The organism is Butyrivibrio sp. AE2032 (assembly GCF_000702965.1).
The window spans coordinates 2,007,363-2,024,284 of record NZ_JNLF01000003.1 but is presented as its reverse complement, the minus strand read 5'-3'; the positions used below and the strand labels follow the sequence as shown (position 1 = coordinate 2,024,284).

Sequence of the window (16,922 nt, the reverse complement as noted above, 5' to 3'; positions counted from 1 at the left end):
AGGTTTATATGCAGGAATCAGGCGACTTCAGAAGAATAAACGGAAACGCTCTTAAGATAATCGCCTGCATATCAATGCTTATAGACCACGCAGCTGCCGGGATAATTGTTCCTATTGCAAGAGACGGACTTCTTCCTGACGGCATCGATTTCGGAACAGTAGAGTTTGTATATAAGATCCTCAGAGGCGTTGGCAGAACAGCTTTCCCTATCTTCTGCTTTCTCCTGGTGGAGGGATTCGTTCATACAAAAAGCAGGCTAAGATACTCTCTTAGCCTGTTAATTTTTGGCCTTATATCTGAGCCATTTTTCGATGTAACCTTCTACTGCCGGAACGATATCTACAATATCAATATCCTTCAGGTCCTGCGTGAAAACCGCAGCATCCTGGCAGACCACAGCAATGTGTATTTCACCCTTTTTATAGGTCTTCTGGTCATGTGGGCAATCCAAAGCTCTTTTACACTGGTAGAAAAGCTTCAGTCCAATAACATTTTTGCATATCTTCTATCGGGTATGGCAACATTTCTTGGAGCCTTTATAGCACAGAAGATTGAAAGTGACTACCACTGGTTCGGCGTGGTCCTGATTGCAATCTTCTATATCTTCAGATTCTTTGAGCCCATAAATCTTGTGGCAGGATATCTTTTCCTTGCCAGCTTCAGCACAGAATATCTGGCATTTCCCGCGTTTATCCTCATTTATTTCTACAACAAAAAACGAGGCAGAAGACTGGGAAAGCTGAAATATGCTTTCTACGCATTCTACCCCGTACATATCTTACTGATATATGTAGCCCGGTGTCTCATATACGGTTAATAACCGGCTGATTCAAAGATGTTCGCCATTGCTGCCTGAGCACCCATAACATCCGTAGTGGATAATGTGTAATCCTGCAGTACATTGGTATAAAAAGAAATCCTGTTGTCCTCTGTGGCAGTCACAGAAGTAAATTCTGTATAACCGTTATCCCTGTCTCCAACAAGTACATGTACTTCCTCACCCTTGTTGACCTTCATTTGCACATGAACCTGTGCTGTATATGACAGGATTGCATTTCTTGAAAATGTCACTTCGTAACTACCGGGATAAAATGCATCCGGTACTTTTGTCACTGTTCCACTAACTGCTAAAACTCCCTCATCAGTTGTAACTGTAAGCTTCTGAGATAATCTTCTACCTGAAAGCACTTCCCCCGTGCCAACAGCGTCCTCCGCCGTATCCCCCAAAAGAGCTATCAGTGCATCAGAGACACCCATGGTGACATTCTCAACGGACTCTGTATCCACATCCCCACTTTTGGTATATATCAAACAGCCAGCAAAAACTATACAGCTTATCAAGAACGTGACAAGGAGTGATATGCCAATCTTCCTTGCCTTAGTCATAAATCGTCCTACCTTTTTCTCTCTTCCAGTTTTCGAAACTTAGATAAGTCTATCACAGTTTGGACACAATTTTCAAGACTAAATTTCAATAACTTTTTATAATTATTTTAAAAAGTTTATACTTTTTTTATAATTTACGCTTCCAGGTTTTCGGTTTTAAGACTATAAATATAGGCAAAAGTTCCAAACGTCCTGCCAGCATATCAAACATCAAAACAATCTTTGAAAGGTAGGAAAACTCAGAATAATTGCCCATTGGACCCACCTTGCCAAGTCCGGGACCAATGTTATTTAAGGTAGCAATTACTGAGGTCACAGTGGTCTGGAAGTCAAAATTGTCAAAGGACACTAAAAGGGTTGATACCAAAAACGTAATAACGTAAAGTCCCAGGTAAGCAGAAACGGATTTAACAGTTGTTCCTTCAACGGTATGTCCATCCATGTACACTCGTTTTACCGCCTTTGGATGTACCAGGAAGTTAAGCTCGTTCCTTGCATTTCTGATGACGATAAGAGCCCTTGAAAACTTAAATCCACCACCTGTAGATCCTGCACAGGCTCCGATACATGCTAGCGCCATCAAAAGGATCCTTGAAAAAGTAGGCCACTGGTCAAAGTCCAATGTTCCAAATCCTGTAGTAGTCATAATGGAAGTTACTGCAAAAAGTGCATGATGGAAGCACATTCCTGCAGAATCAAGAACTCCTGCCCTATAGATATTGAAGGCTATAAGAGCTGCTGCTGCGAACATGGTTCCAAAGTAGTACTTCACCTCATCAATAGCAAAGGCCTCCTTGGGCTTTAAATGGATCAGGAAGTAATACACTGTAAAGTTAACACCGCAAAGAGCCATGAATAAAATGATTATGGCCTGTGACAGTGTGGAGTAGCCACCTATTCCGCTGTTGGTGACAGCAAATCCACCGGTACCTACCGTTGAAAAGGTAATCGTCATGGCTTCATAAAGTGAAAGACCGGAGGCCCATAGAGAAAGGGTCTCCAAAACTGTAATACCAAAGTAAATAAGGTAGAGGATCTTCGCTGTGTCTTTTACCTTGGGAACAATCTTACCTACAACAGGCCCCGGGCTTTCTGCTCTCATAAGGTGCATGCTGTAGCCATCAGCCATGGGAACAACTGCTATAAGGAACACCAACACTCCCATTCCGCCTACCCAGTGGGTAAAGGTTCTCCAGAACTGAACGCTCTTTTCTATGCCCTCGACAGAGGTAAGGATACTTCCTCCTGTTGTGGTAAAGCCTGAGACAGTCTCAAACATAGCATCAATAAAATTAGGAATGGTGCCTGTTATCACGAAGGGAATAGCTCCCATAATACTTACACCAATCCAGGCAACTGCAGTTATGGCGAATCCCTCTTTTGCATAAATAACTCTGCTCTTGGGCTTAAAAAGCGCACCAACAGTTCCTGCCACGGAACATATAATAACCAGCACCAGAAATGAAATGGCGCTGTCATATTCTTTGTAGATCAGTGCTACTATAAGTGGCAGCACTAAAAGCCATCCAACGACTCTAAGGAGTTTGAACAGCACATATCTTACCATTGCGTAATTCATCTATTTCGTTCCTCAATAGATTATTCGCATGCCCATTAAAGTTGCCTACAGCAAAGGGGCATGCTCACTATTTCTTCACTTTCTCACGCCCTCATCAGCATGTGATTCGGGCTGTAATTCTTGTTTTTGATATTTAAACTTTACCTCTCCAGAATGTCGCCTATATCTTTCAGACCTGTCAGGGTTGTGACTACGATAACCGAGTCTCTGTCCCTGATTACGCTGTCACCGGTTGGAGAAATGATCTCACCGTAGTGATTTATGCAGGCGATCAGGATTCCTTTCTTGAGTTTAAGCTTTGAAAGAGGAATTCCAATAACAGGACTTCCGTTCCTTACAATGAACTCCAGGGCCTCAACCCTGTCATCATTGAGCTTATAAAGTGTCTCTATATTGCTGTCCTTTGAAGCATCCATTCCGCGGACAAACTGAACGATCCTGTCTGCTGTGATGTTCTTGGGATAGATTATACTTCCGATATTAAGGGAGCCGATAATGTCACCATAATTAACCCTGTGGACCTTTGTTATGAGCTTGGCCTTAGGGTTAATGCTCTTTACATACATAGAGAGCATGATATTCTCTTCATCAAGATTAGTGAGAGATACAAAGGATTCGGTCCTTGTAACACCTTCCTCCAGGAGCATATCCTTATCGGTTCCATCTCCGTTTATGATAAGGGCCTGGGGCAAAAGATCTGTAAGCTCCTTGCAACGTACAGGATTCTTATCAAAGATTGTAACCTTTATGCCAAGGGAAATAAGCTGTTTAGCCAGGTAGTAGCCTGTCTCGCCACCTCCGATGATAATTGTGGAGTGGCACTTGGCAGAAGGAAGTCCCAGTTTCTTGAAAAAGCTAAGGGTACTCTTACTTGAACCAAAGATTGTGATCTCATCCCCCGGTCTTAAGATAAAGCTTCCGTCAGGGATATATACTTCATTTCCTCTGGTAACAACAGCCACAATGACCTGCTTTTTAAGGTCTGAAGGAATGTCCTTAAGGGCAAGGTTTGAAAGCCTTGAATTCTCATCAATAATGAGCTTAACAAGCTCTGCTCTGCCCCTTGCAAAGGTCTCAATCTTGGTGGCTGATGGGAGCTTCAAAAGACGCTCAGCCTCAGTAGCAGCTGCTTCCTCAGGGTTTATTACCATGGAAAGCCCCAGCTCCTCCTTGATGAAATTGATCTCTTTTTTGTAGATGGGATTTCTTACTCTGGCGATAGTATGACAGTTACCTGCCTTCTTAGCTATAAGACAGCAAAGAAGATTGAGCTCATCAGAATTGGTAACCGCGATCATCAGATCTGCAGACTCAATACCTGCATCCTTCATAATAGAGTAACTGGCGCCATTTCCTACAATGCCCATGACGTCCAGGTTGTTTACAACAGACTGAACTACACTGCTTTTCTCCTCGATAACAGTGATGTTATGTCCTTCCTTGCTAAGCTGCTCTGTGAGTGTTGATCCCACATTGCCACAGCCCACAACAATAATTTGCATAAGATCCTCCGAATTTATACATAATAATACGCATTACATTATAGCACCAAGACAGCCGTCAGACAAAATATATGTCTGACGGCTGGTTAAGTTTTCTTATTTATGCCTCATCAAGTTCAGCAGCTTCTCTCTCGTAGTCCAATGCCTGTTCTTCGTTCCCCAGTGCTCTGTAACATTTTGCCAGGGCCAGTCTTGGCATTGTTCCACTTCTCTTTATATCCAGGATGCTCTCACATTCATAGGCTGCATTGTAGTACCACACTATAGCCTCATCCACGTCTCCCTGGCCAAAATAGAACTCACCCAGTTCATAACACATTTCACTGGACATCTCTGTAATGGCGTCCTTAAGGGCATATTTCAATATAAGAAGAGGATCATTTTCCAAAACTCCGATGTGAGTAAGAATGCAACAAGCTTCCTTAATCTCATCCAGGCTTCGGTTATTATCAAGGGCAGATCGCAGGAAGAAATCCTTTGATTTAATAAAATCCTCCGGAGTTCCTCCCATTAAAAGCTCCCTGGCATACAGATTATGGAGTCTTTTGGAGATCCTTCTTCCCTGATTTATAGCCCTTCTAAAGGAGTGGAGATCACGGCCCGCATGATTCTCCTTAGGTCTGTGAATAATCTCAATCTCGCTGTTACAGATTACAGGATCGATGCAGACCTGCTCATGTATAGGATCTTCCCATATAAAGGGCCTTACCCTCTTAAAGAGCTTGGGACGCAGTTCCCTGTCGTAGTTATATACTGTTCTGAAGGACAGCTGATTGCAGTAGTACATCTGGACGATGTCGATATCAAACTCACAAAGATCATCCTTCAGAGCGCGAAATCTCTTTTGATTCTCCTCATCCAGCTCTTCGTCTGCATCGGCAGAATAGATATAGTCGCAGGTGGCCTGGGCAAAAGCGAAGTTCCTGGCATCTGCAAAATCCCACTTCCACTCGTAATCAAGGACCTTTGCGCCGTAGCTTTTTGCAATTTCCTTGGTCCTGTCTGTGGATCCCGTGTCCACAATTATCATCTCGTCCACCAGGTCCTTCAAGGAATCAAGGCACCTTCCAAGGCAATCTTCCTCATCCTTAACTATCATACATAAACTGATCGTAACCATGATATTCCCTCCAAAGAGTTATCACTATTGCGTCAATTTAATTTTACCACTCTATTGGAAATTTAGCTAAGGATTGTTCTATCAAACCACAACAACCCGGTTACGTCCTGCGTTCTTTGCCTTGTACAAAGCTGTGTCCACGTTCTGGATAGTCTTGGAATAGTCTCCGTTATACCTGGAAACTCCCACGGATATTGTAAATGGAACCGGTGTGTCTTTTGCATTTTCAATATCAATCCTGAACTGCTCCATCCTTGCACATGCATTATTCACATCGCAATTCCTGAAAATAATGACAAATTCCTCGCCACCATAGCGGATAACATAATCATTGTCGTGGGTCTCATTTGAAAGCTTCTGTCCAATATACAAAAGAGTCAGATCCCCAGTGTAGTGTCCATTCTCGTCATTTATCTTTTTGAAGTAATCAATGTCCAGCATAGCAACAGCGATAGGTTCTCCCTGGGCCACATCCTTTAAGGTGTTTCTGGATACAATCTTTTCCAGCAGATGCCTGTTGTAAACCTGGGTAAGGGGATCAGTGACCATAGCAAGTTCAAGCTTTTGACGGATGCGATAGTGATCAAGATAATACAGCATCAAAAGACAATGTGACAACACAACACCTATTGCGCTTGGAAATACCAGTGCAATGATGATCTCAAGATTCTGGTAATGTATAAAACTGTGGGAAATAAGGATTTCTGCAAAGAAAACAAGTGTGGATAATAGAACCTCCCGCGGCTTTGAAACAAAGCCAATGACCATCCAGATAAGGTTCAGCATCATAATGCCTTCTGCAGAATATTCATTGGTAGAAAGATAATATATACTCCAGATGGTGATCAGCATGTAAGAATGGCCAACCATATAGTCCATGAAGACAATGGCAGATCTTTCCCTGAAGAAATGGATAGCGAAAATATAGGCAGCCAAAAAGAAGACTATGGACAGCCTGGGAATAAGTGTAGGCAGAATAGTACCATTTATAAGATAGTCAAAGAAAAGAAAACCAACGGAAACAAAAGAGCATGCCACTAGTGTAAGCTCGACATACTTCTGATAGTAGTCGCACTTAGACTGATAAAAGTCGGCACGCTCGTCTTTGTCCATTGTACGGTAATCTTTGTACAATGCAATTAGCGATTTGGCGCTTTCTATTAATCTCATTATAGTTACCCCTCAAATTACATTGTACAATATATTAAATTATAAAAAAAGTATAAATTTTAAGCTTCTTCGGATTCTCCAACAGGTTTTCCGCCTGTAGCAAGCCATTTAAGATATGCATTGATGAATGGATCAAGGTCTCCATCAAGTACACCTTCTGCGTTGGATGCCTTAAAGCCTGTTCTTGTGTCGTTTACCATTGTGTAAGGCTGAAGTACATAGGAACGGATCTGGCTGCCCCATGCATTATCCATAACCTCACCTCTGATACCTGCAAGCTTTGCTGCCTGCTCTTCCTGCTTCATGATGAAGAGCTTTGCCTTCAGCATCTGCATAGCCTTGTCCTTGTTCTGGAACTGTGATCTCTCATTCTGGCAGGCAACTACAACTCCTGTAGGGATATGAGTGATACGAACAGCTGATGAAGTCTTGTTGATATGCTGTCCACCGGCTCCACTTGAACGGTAAGTATCGATACGAAGGTCATCAGGATTGATGTCGATATCTACATCCTCCTCAATATCAGGCATTACATCACAGGATACAAAGGATGTCTGACGCTTAGCCTGTGCGTTGAATGGACTGATACGAACAAGTCTGTGAACACCGTGCTCTGACTTAAGAAGACCGTAAGCGTTTGTTCCGGAAATCTGGAAGGTTACTGACTTGATACCTGCCTCATCACCGTCAAGAAGGTCAAGAGTCTCAGTTGTAAAGCCCTTTCTCTCAGCCCATCTTGTGTACATACGATAGAGCATGCTTGCCCAGTCACAGGCCTCTGTTCCACCTGCACCGGCATTAAGACGAAGGATTACGTCGTTCTTATCGTATGGTCCGTTAAGCAGATTGCTGATCCTGATGTTCTCAAGTGTTGCCTCGAAATCATCCAGCTCTGATCTGATCTCTGCTGCCATGTCATCATCATCAACACCTTCAGCATTCTGCATATCGATAAGATCAATGATATCGCCATACTGGGTGTTAAGGTGCTCAATGCTTGCCACCAGGTCCTGCATATTCTTCAGGTCCTTGGTCTTCTTGTTGGCCTTCTCCGCATTGTCCCAAAATCCGGGCTCTTCCATCTCACGGGAAAGTTCCTCGATTATTTTCTTCTTTGAATCAAGATCCAAAGATGCTGTTACTTCTTTAAGTGTATCCTGAAGGTTCTGGATCTCAACCTTCATCTGATCTAAAACTACCATTTTATCTCCTTAATAAACAAATTCGCGATATCGCTCACTTATGCCTTGCCGTGACAGTTCTTGTACTTCTTGCCACTTCCGCATGGGCATGGATCGTTTGGATAAACCTTGGCTTCCATTCTCCTTACAGGAGCCTTTGCCACAGAATCATCCTTGTTAGTGCCGGTTACCTTTGCAACCTGCTCACGTTCAACTCTTTCTTCTATATGAACATGGAACAACAGTCTTACTGTTTCTTCCTCGATGTTCTTAGTCATGTCATCAAACATCTCGTATCCTGCAAGCTTGTACTCAAGCTTAGGATCTCTCTGGGCGTAGGACTGAAGTCCAATACCCTGACGCAGCTGATCCATATCGTCGATGTGATCCATCCATTTTCTGTCGATGACCTTAAGAAGGATGACACGTTCGATCTCACGGATTGTCTCAGGCTCAGGGAACTCAGCCTCTTTTGACTCATAGAGCTTCACAGCCTCTTCCTTAAGCTGCTGTGTAAGACCTGCCTTTGTGAGATTATCAATTCTACCTCTTGTTACCTTTTTAAGTGGAACTGTAGGCAAAAGAAGTTCATTCAGCTCGTTAAGATCCCAGTTGTCTGCATTGTTTTCCTCGCCCACAACTGTCTCAACTGAGGATTCAACAATATCAGTGATCATCTTGTAGATGGAATCACGCATGGAAACTCCATCAAGAACCTTCTTACGCTCTGCATAGATGATCTCTCTCTGCTCATTGTTAACCTGGTCGTACTCAAGCAGGTTCTTACGGATTGCATAGTTGTTGGACTCGATTTTCTTCTGAGCTGACTCAATCGCCCTTGAAAGAGATGAGTGTTCAATCTCCTGTCCATCCGGAATCTTAAGGGCATTGAACATGGAGATAAGTCTCTCTGATCCAAAGAGTCTCATAAGGTTATCTTCAAGAGACAGATAGAACTTGGACTCACCCGGATCACCCTGACGTCCTGAACGTCCACGGAGCTGGTTATCGATACGTCTTGATTCATGACGCTCTGTACCAATGATCTTAAGTCCGCCTGCTGCCCTTGATTCCTCATCAAGCTTAATATCAGTACCACGACCGGCCATGTTGGTTGCAATGGTTACAGCGCCGTGTCTTCCTGCCTCTGATACGATCTGAGCTTCAAGCTCGTGGAACTTGGCATTCAGTACCTGATGCTGGATGCCTCTTTTTCTGAGCATCTTTGAAAGCTCTTCGGAAGCCTCAATAGTGATGGTACCAACCAGTACAGGCTGACCCTTTTCATGGGAAGCAACAACTGCATCGCAGATGGCGTTAAGCTTCTCCTTCCTGGTCTTATATACAGCATCCTGATGGTCAATACGCTGAACAGGTCTATTGGTTGGAATCTCAATTACATCCATTCCATAGATATCACGGAACTCCTGCTCCTCAGTAAGAGCAGTACCGGTCATTCCACATTTCTTTTCAAACTTATTGAAGAAGTTCTGGAAAGTGATAGTTGCAAGAGTCTTGGACTCTCTCTTAACCTTAACATGCTCCTTCGCCTCAATGGCCTGATGGAGACCATCTGAATAACGACGTCCGGGCATTACACGACCTGTGAACTCATCTACGATAAGGACTTCGTCATCCTTAACGATGTAGTCGTGATCCTTCTGCATAAGGTTATTAGCACGAAGAGCAAGGATGATGTTGTGCTGGATCTCAAGGTTCTCAGGATCAGCAAGGTTCTCAATCCTGAAGAATCTCTCAACCTTTGAAACACCCTGTGCTGTAAGGTTAACGATCTTATCCTTCTCGTTGACGATGAAGTCACCGGTCTCTTCTCTCTCAACACCCATGATGGCATCCATCTTGGAAAGGTCTTCCATGTCCTCACCACGGGTCATCTGCTTAGCCAGAATATCGCAGGCCTCATAGAGCTTGGTTGACTTATCGCTCTGACCTGAAATGATAAGAGGTGTACGGGCTTCATCAATAAGGATTGAGTCTACCTCGTCGATGATACAGTAGTTAAGGCCACGAAGAACGCACTGTTCCTTGTAGATAGCCATGTTATCACGAAGGTAATCAAATCCCAGCTCGTTATTGGTTACATATGTAATATCGCAGTTATAAGCTGCCTTTCTCTCCTCACTGTTCATGCTGTTGAGAACGCAGCCTACAGTCAGACCAAGGAACTGATGGATCTGTCCCATCTGATCAGCGTCACGCTTAGCCAGGTAGTCATTGACTGTAACGACGTGAACGCCCTTCCCGGGCAGAGCTTCCAGATATGAAGGAAGTGTAGCAACAAGGGTCTTACCTTCACCGGTTCTCATCTCGGCAATTCTGCCCTGATGAAGGATAATACCACCTATAAGCTGAACCCTGAAGTGCTCCATTCCAAGAACTCTCTTACCAGCCTCACGAACTACCGCATAAGCCTCAGGCATGATGTCATCAAGAGTCTCACCTTCAGCAAGTCTCTTTTTGAACTCATCAGTCTTAGCCCTAAGCTCCTCGTCGGAGAGAGCCTGCATCTTAGGCTGCAGAGCCTCTATAGCATCAACTGTTGACCTGATACGCTTAAGCTCTCTCTGGGAATGTGTTCCTATGATCTTATCTAATATACCCATGTTAAATCTCCTAAAAAAGGGCATAGTCCACCCTTTATAATAAGCAAAATCCAAAGGACATTGTAGCAGATTCACGCTGCAAATTCAAGGCGGGTTACCATTCACGGTTTGGGGAAGCGATGCCCACAGGGAAGGGGAGAGTCTGGGAAAGCTTCCCGCAACAAAAAAACCAAAATCTTCCCGGACCGGCTCGCTGGAATTCATGGTCGTAAGTCTTAGCACCTTCCATCCTACGGACCGACGGCTCATTGGCTTTTGAAGCTGCTTGTTTTCATTTCCGAGTCCTCCAAATAGCAAACGTCAGTTTCTTAGCATTCCAATGCAGTTTTTAACTCGCATGCGAGAGATGTCCGAAGCAGGGCTGTTCATATACGTATATTAAAATGGTCATGGCTCGCAAGGCGAGCACAAAGAGGGTTATGGAGCCATCTCTTCAAAGCGCGCTCGTCACCTGTAAGAGATTATAGTTTTCCAACGCGCCTTGAGAGAGTAGCTCCATGACCCTCTTGGGTGCAATGCACCCCCATGACCATTTGAGGCATGCAACATATAGAGCCCTGCAAGCGAGCATGCGTAATATTATAAAAACTGCAGGAATGCTAAAGAAACGTTTCGTTTGCGTACGGTGAGGAAATGGAAATAACAGCTGAGAAAACTCAGGAGCCGTCCTGGGGTCCGTGGGCAGGCTGGAAGGTGCTAATGCTTATGGCACATGAATTCTTCAGCTTGCTGCTACGCTCAGATTTTGTGTTTTTAGTTGTTGCTCGCGGCTTTCCCAGACTCTCCCCTTCCCTGTGGGCATCGCTTCCCCAAACCGTGAATGGTAACCAAGGTGGCCCCCCAGGCCTAAAACATCACGAAAAAAGAAGCCAGAGGACAGCAACACTGTCCTTTGGCTTTCTGACAAACATATTATCAATAGTTCTGGGCTTTCTCTTCGCCGTTCAGTACACGTAGTGCGCCCTGAGCAAGTGCAAGGAGTTCATCCTCTCCAGGATAAACTGTAACTGGGCAGATCCAGTCAACGCGCTCTTTGATCTTGTCGGTGATGACCTGGCCATAAGCGATTCCGCCGGTAAGGATGATCTGGTCAACCTTGCCCTTAAGAACTGTTGCGCAGGCACCGATGTTCTTGCAGATCTGATAGATGAAAGCTTCACGTACAAGGTTGGCCTTCTCGTTGCCTTCCTCGCACATCTTGTTAACTTCTCTCATGTCGTTGGTTCCAAGGTAAGCGTTAAGTCCGCCGTAACCAACGATCTTTTTCTTCATCTCGTCGTAGGTGTACTTTCCTGAGAAGCACATATCTACAAGAGCCTTTGCGGGAATTCCGTTAGCTCTTTCTGGTGAGAAAGCACCGTCTCCGTTAAGAGCTGCGTAAACGTCGATCATCTTGCCGTTCTTATGAACGCCTGTTGATGTACCGCCGCCCATGTGAACAACGATAACGCTGATCTCGTCATATTTCTTTCCGATCTCTTTTGCATATCTTCTGGCAACAGCCTTCTGATTAAGAGGATGGTCGATAGAAACACGCTCGATCTCTGGAACACCAGAGATTCTTGCTACAGGCTCCATCTCGTCAACTACAACAGGGTCAACTATAAATGAAGGAACGCCGATCTCGTCGCCGATCTCTCTGGCAAGGATTCCGCCAAGGTTAGAAGCATGCTGTCCCTGAACGCCCTTTCTGAGGTCCTCTAAAAGTGCATCTGTGCACTCGTAAGTTCCGCCAGGGATTGGGCGAAGAAGTCCGCCTCTACCCACAATAACGTTGAAGCTCTTTATATCAATGTTCTCCTTCTTCAGGAAATCAAGGATGATATTCTTGCGGAAGTCCTTCTGGTCAATGATTGTAGCATAGGACTCGATCTCCTCTGTGCTGTGACGGAGAGTCTCTTCTTTTGTAAGTGTCTCGTCCTCGAAGATACCGATCTTTGTAGATGTTGAACCGGGATTGATGATTAAGCTCTTTACCATGATTATTCTCCTTTATTGTTTGCTGCTACTACAGCTGCAAGTGCAATTGAATTAACCTTAACTTCTACAGAGTCTGATCTTGATGTAAGGATAACCGGAGCCTTTGTTCCAGTAAGGATGTTTCCGTTCTTTACCTGTGCAAGACGAACGATAGTCTTGTATGTAAGATTTCCGGCGTGGATATCAGGGAAAAGAAGTATATCCGCGTCGCCTACGATCTTCCTGTCCTCAGCGCCTGCTTTGTGCTTTGCAGCCTCAGGATCGATGGCAAGGTCCATGGAAAGAGGTCCGTCAACGATGCAGTTCTTGATCTCGCCCTCTTCATTAAGTCTTGTGAGCTCTGCTGCCTCAACGGTAACAGGCATCTTAGGATTAACAACTTCAACTGCTGCAAGAGGAGCAACCTTAGGGCACTCAACGCCGCAAGCTCTTGCTACATCTACTGTATATTCAATGATAACTTTCTTGTCCTCAAGTGTTGGATATGGCATGAAAGCAACGTCTGTAAGGAAAAGAAGACGGTCAATGCCGGGGATTTCAAATACGCAAACGTGTGAAAGTGGACGGCCTGTACGAAGTCCAACCTCTTTATCAAGAACGCTCTTAAGGAAGTCCTTGGACTCAAGTGAACCCTTCATATAAATGTCAGCCTTGCCATCGTGTACAAGTGATACTGCTGTGCGAGCTGCCTCGATTGTATCCTTCACATCGATGATCTCATAATCAGCAGGATTCATGGAAAGCTGAGCCATGATCTCCTCAATCTTCTCCTTGTCGCCAACAAGAATAGCCTCAACGATTCCTCTCTCCTTTGCAACCTTAACGGCCTCAAGCACGTGAGAATCCTGAGCTACTGCTACTGACATCTTCTTGGTTGATGCAGTCTTAAGCTTAGCTAAAATGTCATCAAAGTTCTTACTCATAATTGGAATACCCTCCATAAAAACAAGTGTACTTGCGACCATTTTTATCCCGGCCGCCATATGATAAAATTTTAACACTACATACCCGATAATGCAATGACGTTATTACATTCCCACCAGGTCAAAAGCCTTGAAGGAAACTATAAGTCTGTAATCCCGTTCCGGATTTCTGTACTTGATAAGGACAGTTCGTTTGGACATGTGGTAGTACCAGCCTTCCTGCGCAGCTTCAAACTTGTTGAAATTCAGGAAATGAGGCAGCTCTTCCGATGCAGACTGCTCCCCTGCAGGGGCCATTTTTCCGCCGCTGCTCTCAGCGCACTTGAGCCAGACATTTACCGGCGCCTTATCCTTTCGGTTCATCTCCACCAGCATGTCCTTCACAGGATTTTCGTAGCTTCCCTCAAATTTAAAGTCCACGTCCACCACATCAAAGCCTTTCATGGTAATGTGGGTCTTGCAGAACTTTCCAGCCAGGTAATCATTGGAAACTCCGTCATCCTCGTAGAGAGTGAAGCGGCTCTCGCCCTCAAATGGTGCCAGATACAGGTGAAGTCCTGTGACCTTGTCTTTTTCCAGATTCATGGGCTGATTCAGGGCAAAAGGAATAATGGCACCTTCCCTGATAAACATAGGTATAGTCTCTAGATCAGCATGAACCGGACCAATCTGTCCGCCATCATGGCAGGTGAAATCATCATTCATGTCGTACCAACAACATCCTGAAGGCAAGTATACATTTCGGGAATCAGCCCCCTCCTCCAGAACGTTGGCCACAAGGATATCACGACCAAACATAAACTCATCATCTATAGCCGGTGCAATGGCGTCCCCCTGGAACTCGTAGACCAAAGGTCTCATGATGGGCGCTCCGCTCCTTGACGCCTCATACTCTAACGAATACAGATAAGGCGACATGCGATATCTGAACAGGATCAACTCCCTGATAAGCTCTGTTGCCTCAGGATACATCCAAGGCTCAGTCACCGTGTTGTCATCGGAAGCAGAATGAATGGAAAACCTGGCTGGAAAATTCCGTTCTGTATCCATCTTATGAACAGCTCTTTTGATGGCACAGGTCCTGCAAATCCGCCTATGTCCGCTCCTTCGTTGGGCTGCCCCGAAAGCCCCATCCCCAATATGGTAGGAAGGTTTGCCCGAAGAGTCGCCCAGCTTGTATAGTTGTCGCCACACCAGGTCTGGGCGTAGCGCTGTATTCCTGCTGCCCCGGCTCTGCAAACTGAATATGGACGTGCGTTTTTGTTATGCTCACAGATTGCTTCGTTGCTAAGCTTACACATGAGATTAGCCATAATGGGTTTCAGCGCCCCAATGGTAGAGCCTTTTCCGTCAAAAGAGATTTCTGCGTCTTTATCAAGAAGTCCATCATATTCACAGTTATCGTTCCAGATTGAGGTTACGCCTTTTTCAATGAGCGCCTCCTTAAGGCACTTCTTCCAAAGTTCCCGTGCCTTAGGATTAGTGAAATCCCAATATGCCCCTTCGCCGCCCCACCAGCGGCCCAAAGCTGTAGTATCATCGGCGCATGTCCGCCCATTCTCAAGTATGCCTGTTTTTTCATCTTGTCTGCAGACATTCATGTCATCTGTCTGCTTCGCAGTCTTCACGAAAACGCCTGCATCCTCGAATTCTTTAAACCGCGGATGTTCAAGGAGCACGCCGGGCTTTACGTTTGGTACATTAGGTGCGCCAGCTTCTGCCATGGCTTTGAAATAGCCTTCCGGATCCTTAAATCTTTCGCTGTTCCAGCAGAATACGCAGCGCTTACCGCCAGATCCAACAGCTGATCTGTCTTTGTTTCCGCCATCAGAAGCCGCGCCAGCCCCGGAACAATCCACCGTCGTGTAGCCTGATGACAGATGAAATCCATCTATCGGAAAGCCTTCCTCGCGGACCGTGTCCACGAATTCCAACAGCGCTTCATCACAGTCCTTGGGAAGCTCCGCATAGTACATGGATGACCCCTGATAGCCTAAAGCTCTTTTTGGCAAAAGAGCCGGGCGCCCGGTCAAAAGGGTATAGTTATCAATAATCCTTGAAATCCTGTTGCCACCGATAAGGAAGATATCCAGGTCTCCCCCGTCTGCCCTGAAGTAGCTGTATCTTGGGAAATAGTTGGATTTCTCGCATCCCATGTTGAACTCAGACTCGTAGAAATTGTGGTAGAAAACTCCAACAGCCTTCTTGGATGCCTGATCCAATCTTATATAGAAGGGAATATGCTTGTAGAGAGTGTCCGCGCTCCAGGCATCGTACCCAAAGCTGTCAGTAGCTCTTTCCCGAAGGAAGGACTTGTTCTTATTCAAAGGCCCGGTCTTCTCCCCGAAGCCATAGAAGAAATCCCCTTCATTCATGCGGGTATAAGAAGTCAGCCTGTTATTGGAATCCTTTGTAAAGGCCATGAGCCCTGCTGTTGAGTACAGCTCATCTCCTTCCATGTCCTTTAGTTCCAACGCGAAAGGCTCTTTTGTCACAGTTAATGTAAGACTCTTTGTGGCAAAAGAAATATCGCCGTCACTTTCCTCTATTGCCGGCTCCACAGGCTTTACCCTGGTCCTCTCGCCTTCAAACAAGAAGTCCAGCCTATCCTCCCAGGCCGTAGTCATCAGCACATAGGACTCCTGCGGAAACTCCCGCTCAAAGGAGCACCTTACCCTAATGATCTCATCAGTAAGAAAATGTATCTGCACATCCGCATTATCGCCGTGAAGAATGAACGAGCCCTCGCCTCTCTCACTGCTGTCTATTCTATTAAGAATATTCATAGGAATACCTCCTGCACCATATCATTATATCACCTTGGAATGTGGATGACGGCGCAACTTCAGCATGGTAAAATAGATATATCTTTTTTAGAGAACGGAGGATACTTATGGGTAAAGTCTTTCATGTTGATCACCAGATCGCGAACAAGAACGTAGAGGACTCCATCACTGAATGGACCAGAGTTGTAAGATACTCTGATATCAACAGCGAGGACAGACTCTTTGGGGGAACACTTATGTCCTGGCTGGACGAGGTTGCAGGAATCGTTGCCACAAGGCACTCAGGAAACCCTGTTACTACAGCAGCCATCGACAATATGCAGTTCAAGCAGGGGGCAAAGCTTGACGACATCATTGTAATAATTGGAAAGATCACCCACGTGGGCAAAACCTCAATGGAAGTTCGAGTTGACACCTACGTAGAGGACAGAAGAAACGGAATGAGGCACGTGATGAACCGTGCATATTTCACCGAGGTGTGCATCGACGATGACAACACACCTGTACTTGTGCCCTATGGTCTTAACGTAAGGACTGAGAGCGAAAAGGCCGAATGGGAAGGCGCCGAGAAACGCCGCGAGCTAAGACGCCAGAGAAGAATGGAAGGATTCTAAACCAGTTTAATAGCAAACAAATACACCATGGAATCGATGTCATTCGGTTCCATGGT

At 45.1% G+C, this 16,922-nt stretch carries 12 protein-coding genes and 1 pseudogene; 2 read left to right on the top strand and 11 right to left on the bottom strand.

All coding sequences use genetic code 11. From position 1 onward, the window contains the following. The first annotated feature begins 8 nt into the window (after positions 1–8). Positions 9–818, top strand: coding sequence for a TraX family protein (locus BO18_RS10950; protein WP_034446179.1), 810 nt, complete (start codon positions 9–11; stop codon positions 816–818). Here BO18_RS10950 and BO18_RS10945 read toward each other — a convergent pair. From BO18_RS10945 to BO18_RS10900, 11 genes and pseudogenes are all read right to left on the bottom strand, one after another. Then, complete coding sequence (locus BO18_RS10945; RefSeq protein WP_034446177.1) at positions 815–1,387, bottom strand: hypothetical protein; 573 nt, start codon at positions 1,385–1,387, stop codon at positions 815–817. The genes BO18_RS10950 and BO18_RS10945 overlap by 4 nt on opposite strands. A gap of 127 nt (positions 1,388–1,514) precedes the next feature. Then, on the bottom strand, positions 1,515–2,966 hold the full coding sequence (locus BO18_RS10940; RefSeq protein ID WP_034446175.1) for a TrkH family potassium uptake protein: 1,452 nt from the start codon (positions 2,964–2,966) through the stop codon (positions 1,515–1,517). A gap of 140 nt (positions 2,967–3,106) precedes the next feature. Further along, positions 3,107–4,468 (bottom strand): Trk system potassium transporter TrkA, encoded by a 1,362-nt coding sequence (gene trkA, locus BO18_RS10935; protein WP_034446172.1) that lies wholly within the window; start codon positions 4,466–4,468, stop codon positions 3,107–3,109. Between the two features lie 100 nt (positions 4,469–4,568). Then, on the bottom strand, positions 4,569–5,588 hold the full coding sequence (locus tag BO18_RS10930) for a glycosyltransferase (RefSeq protein WP_034446169.1): 1,020 nt from the start codon (positions 5,586–5,588) through the stop codon (positions 4,569–4,571). 81 nt (positions 5,589–5,669) lie between these two features. Continuing rightward, positions 5,670–6,758, bottom strand: a complete 1,089-nt coding sequence (locus BO18_RS32690; RefSeq protein ID WP_051688660.1) for a GGDEF domain-containing protein — start codon at positions 6,756–6,758, stop codon at positions 5,670–5,672. Between the two features lie 59 nt (positions 6,759–6,817). Beyond that, positions 6,818–7,960, bottom strand: coding sequence for a peptide chain release factor 2 (gene prfB, locus BO18_RS10920; RefSeq protein WP_051688659.1), 1,143 nt, complete (start codon positions 7,958–7,960; stop codon positions 6,818–6,820). 38 nt (positions 7,961–7,998) lie between these two features. Next, positions 7,999–10,563 (bottom strand): preprotein translocase subunit SecA, encoded by a 2,565-nt coding sequence (gene secA, locus BO18_RS10915; protein ID WP_034446167.1) that lies wholly within the window; start codon positions 10,561–10,563, stop codon positions 7,999–8,001. A gap of 915 nt (positions 10,564–11,478) precedes the next feature. Further along, complete coding sequence (buk, locus tag BO18_RS10910) at positions 11,479–12,543, bottom strand: butyrate kinase (RefSeq protein ID WP_034446165.1); 1,065 nt, start codon at positions 12,541–12,543, stop codon at positions 11,479–11,481. Positions 12,544–12,545: 2 nt separating this feature from the next. Next, positions 12,546–13,466, bottom strand: a complete 921-nt coding sequence (gene ptb / locus BO18_RS10905) for a phosphate butyryltransferase (protein WP_034446161.1) — start codon at positions 13,464–13,466, stop codon at positions 12,546–12,548. Between the two features lie 105 nt (positions 13,467–13,571). Continuing rightward, positions 13,572–14,051: a DUF5110 domain-containing protein gene (locus tag BO18_RS36495; protein WP_242856575.1), complete on the bottom strand. Its 480-nt coding sequence runs from the start codon at positions 14,049–14,051 to the stop codon at positions 13,572–13,574. 81 nt (positions 14,052–14,132) lie between these two features. Next, positions 14,133–16,252 (bottom strand): annotated as a pseudogene (locus BO18_RS10900) (TIM-barrel domain-containing protein); the annotation flags it as partial. A gap of 107 nt (positions 16,253–16,359) precedes the next feature. Here BO18_RS10900 and BO18_RS10895 point away from each other — a divergent pair. Continuing rightward, positions 16,360–16,866: an acyl-CoA thioesterase gene (locus tag BO18_RS10895; protein ID WP_051688658.1), complete on the top strand. Its 507-nt coding sequence runs from the start codon at positions 16,360–16,362 to the stop codon at positions 16,864–16,866. The last annotated feature ends 56 nt before the right edge of the window (positions 16,867–16,922 follow it).

Bases quoted from the DNA above. Each gene is read 5' to 3' on its own strand.
- ptb (WP_034446161.1), bottom strand. From the start codon at position 13,466: ATGAGTAAGAACTTTGATGACATTTTAGCTAAGCTTAAGACTGCATCA.
- BO18_RS10930 (WP_034446169.1), bottom strand. From the start codon at position 5,588: ATGGTTACGATCAGTTTATGTATGATAGTTAAGGATGAGGAAGATTGC.
- BO18_RS10950 (WP_034446179.1), top strand. From the start codon at position 9: ATGCAGGAATCAGGCGACTTCAGAAGAATAAACGGAAACGCTCTTAAG.
- BO18_RS10895 (WP_051688658.1), top strand. From the start codon at position 16,360: ATGGGTAAAGTCTTTCATGTTGATCACCAGATCGCGAACAAGAACGTA.
- BO18_RS32690 (WP_051688660.1), bottom strand. From the start codon at position 6,758: ATGAGATTAATAGAAAGCGCCAAATCGCTAATTGCATTGTACAAAGAT.
- prfB (WP_051688659.1), bottom strand. From the start codon at position 7,960: ATGGTAGTTTTAGATCAGATGAAGGTTGAGATCCAGAACCTTCAGGAT.
- trkA (WP_034446172.1), bottom strand. From the start codon at position 4,468: ATGCAAATTATTGTTGTGGGCTGTGGCAATGTGGGATCAACACTCACA.
- buk (WP_034446165.1), bottom strand. From the start codon at position 12,543: ATGGTAAAGAGCTTAATCATCAATCCCGGTTCAACATCTACAAAGATC.
- BO18_RS10945 (WP_034446177.1), bottom strand. From the start codon at position 1,387: ATGACTAAGGCAAGGAAGATTGGCATATCACTCCTTGTCACGTTCTTG.
- BO18_RS10940 (WP_034446175.1), bottom strand. From the start codon at position 2,966: ATGAATTACGCAATGGTAAGATATGTGCTGTTCAAACTCCTTAGAGTC.
- BO18_RS36495 (WP_242856575.1), bottom strand. From the start codon at position 14,051: ATGAATCTGGAAAAAGACAAGGTCACAGGACTTCACCTGTATCTGGCA.
- secA (WP_034446167.1), bottom strand. From the start codon at position 10,563: ATGGGTATATTAGATAAGATCATAGGAACACATTCCCAGAGAGAGCTT.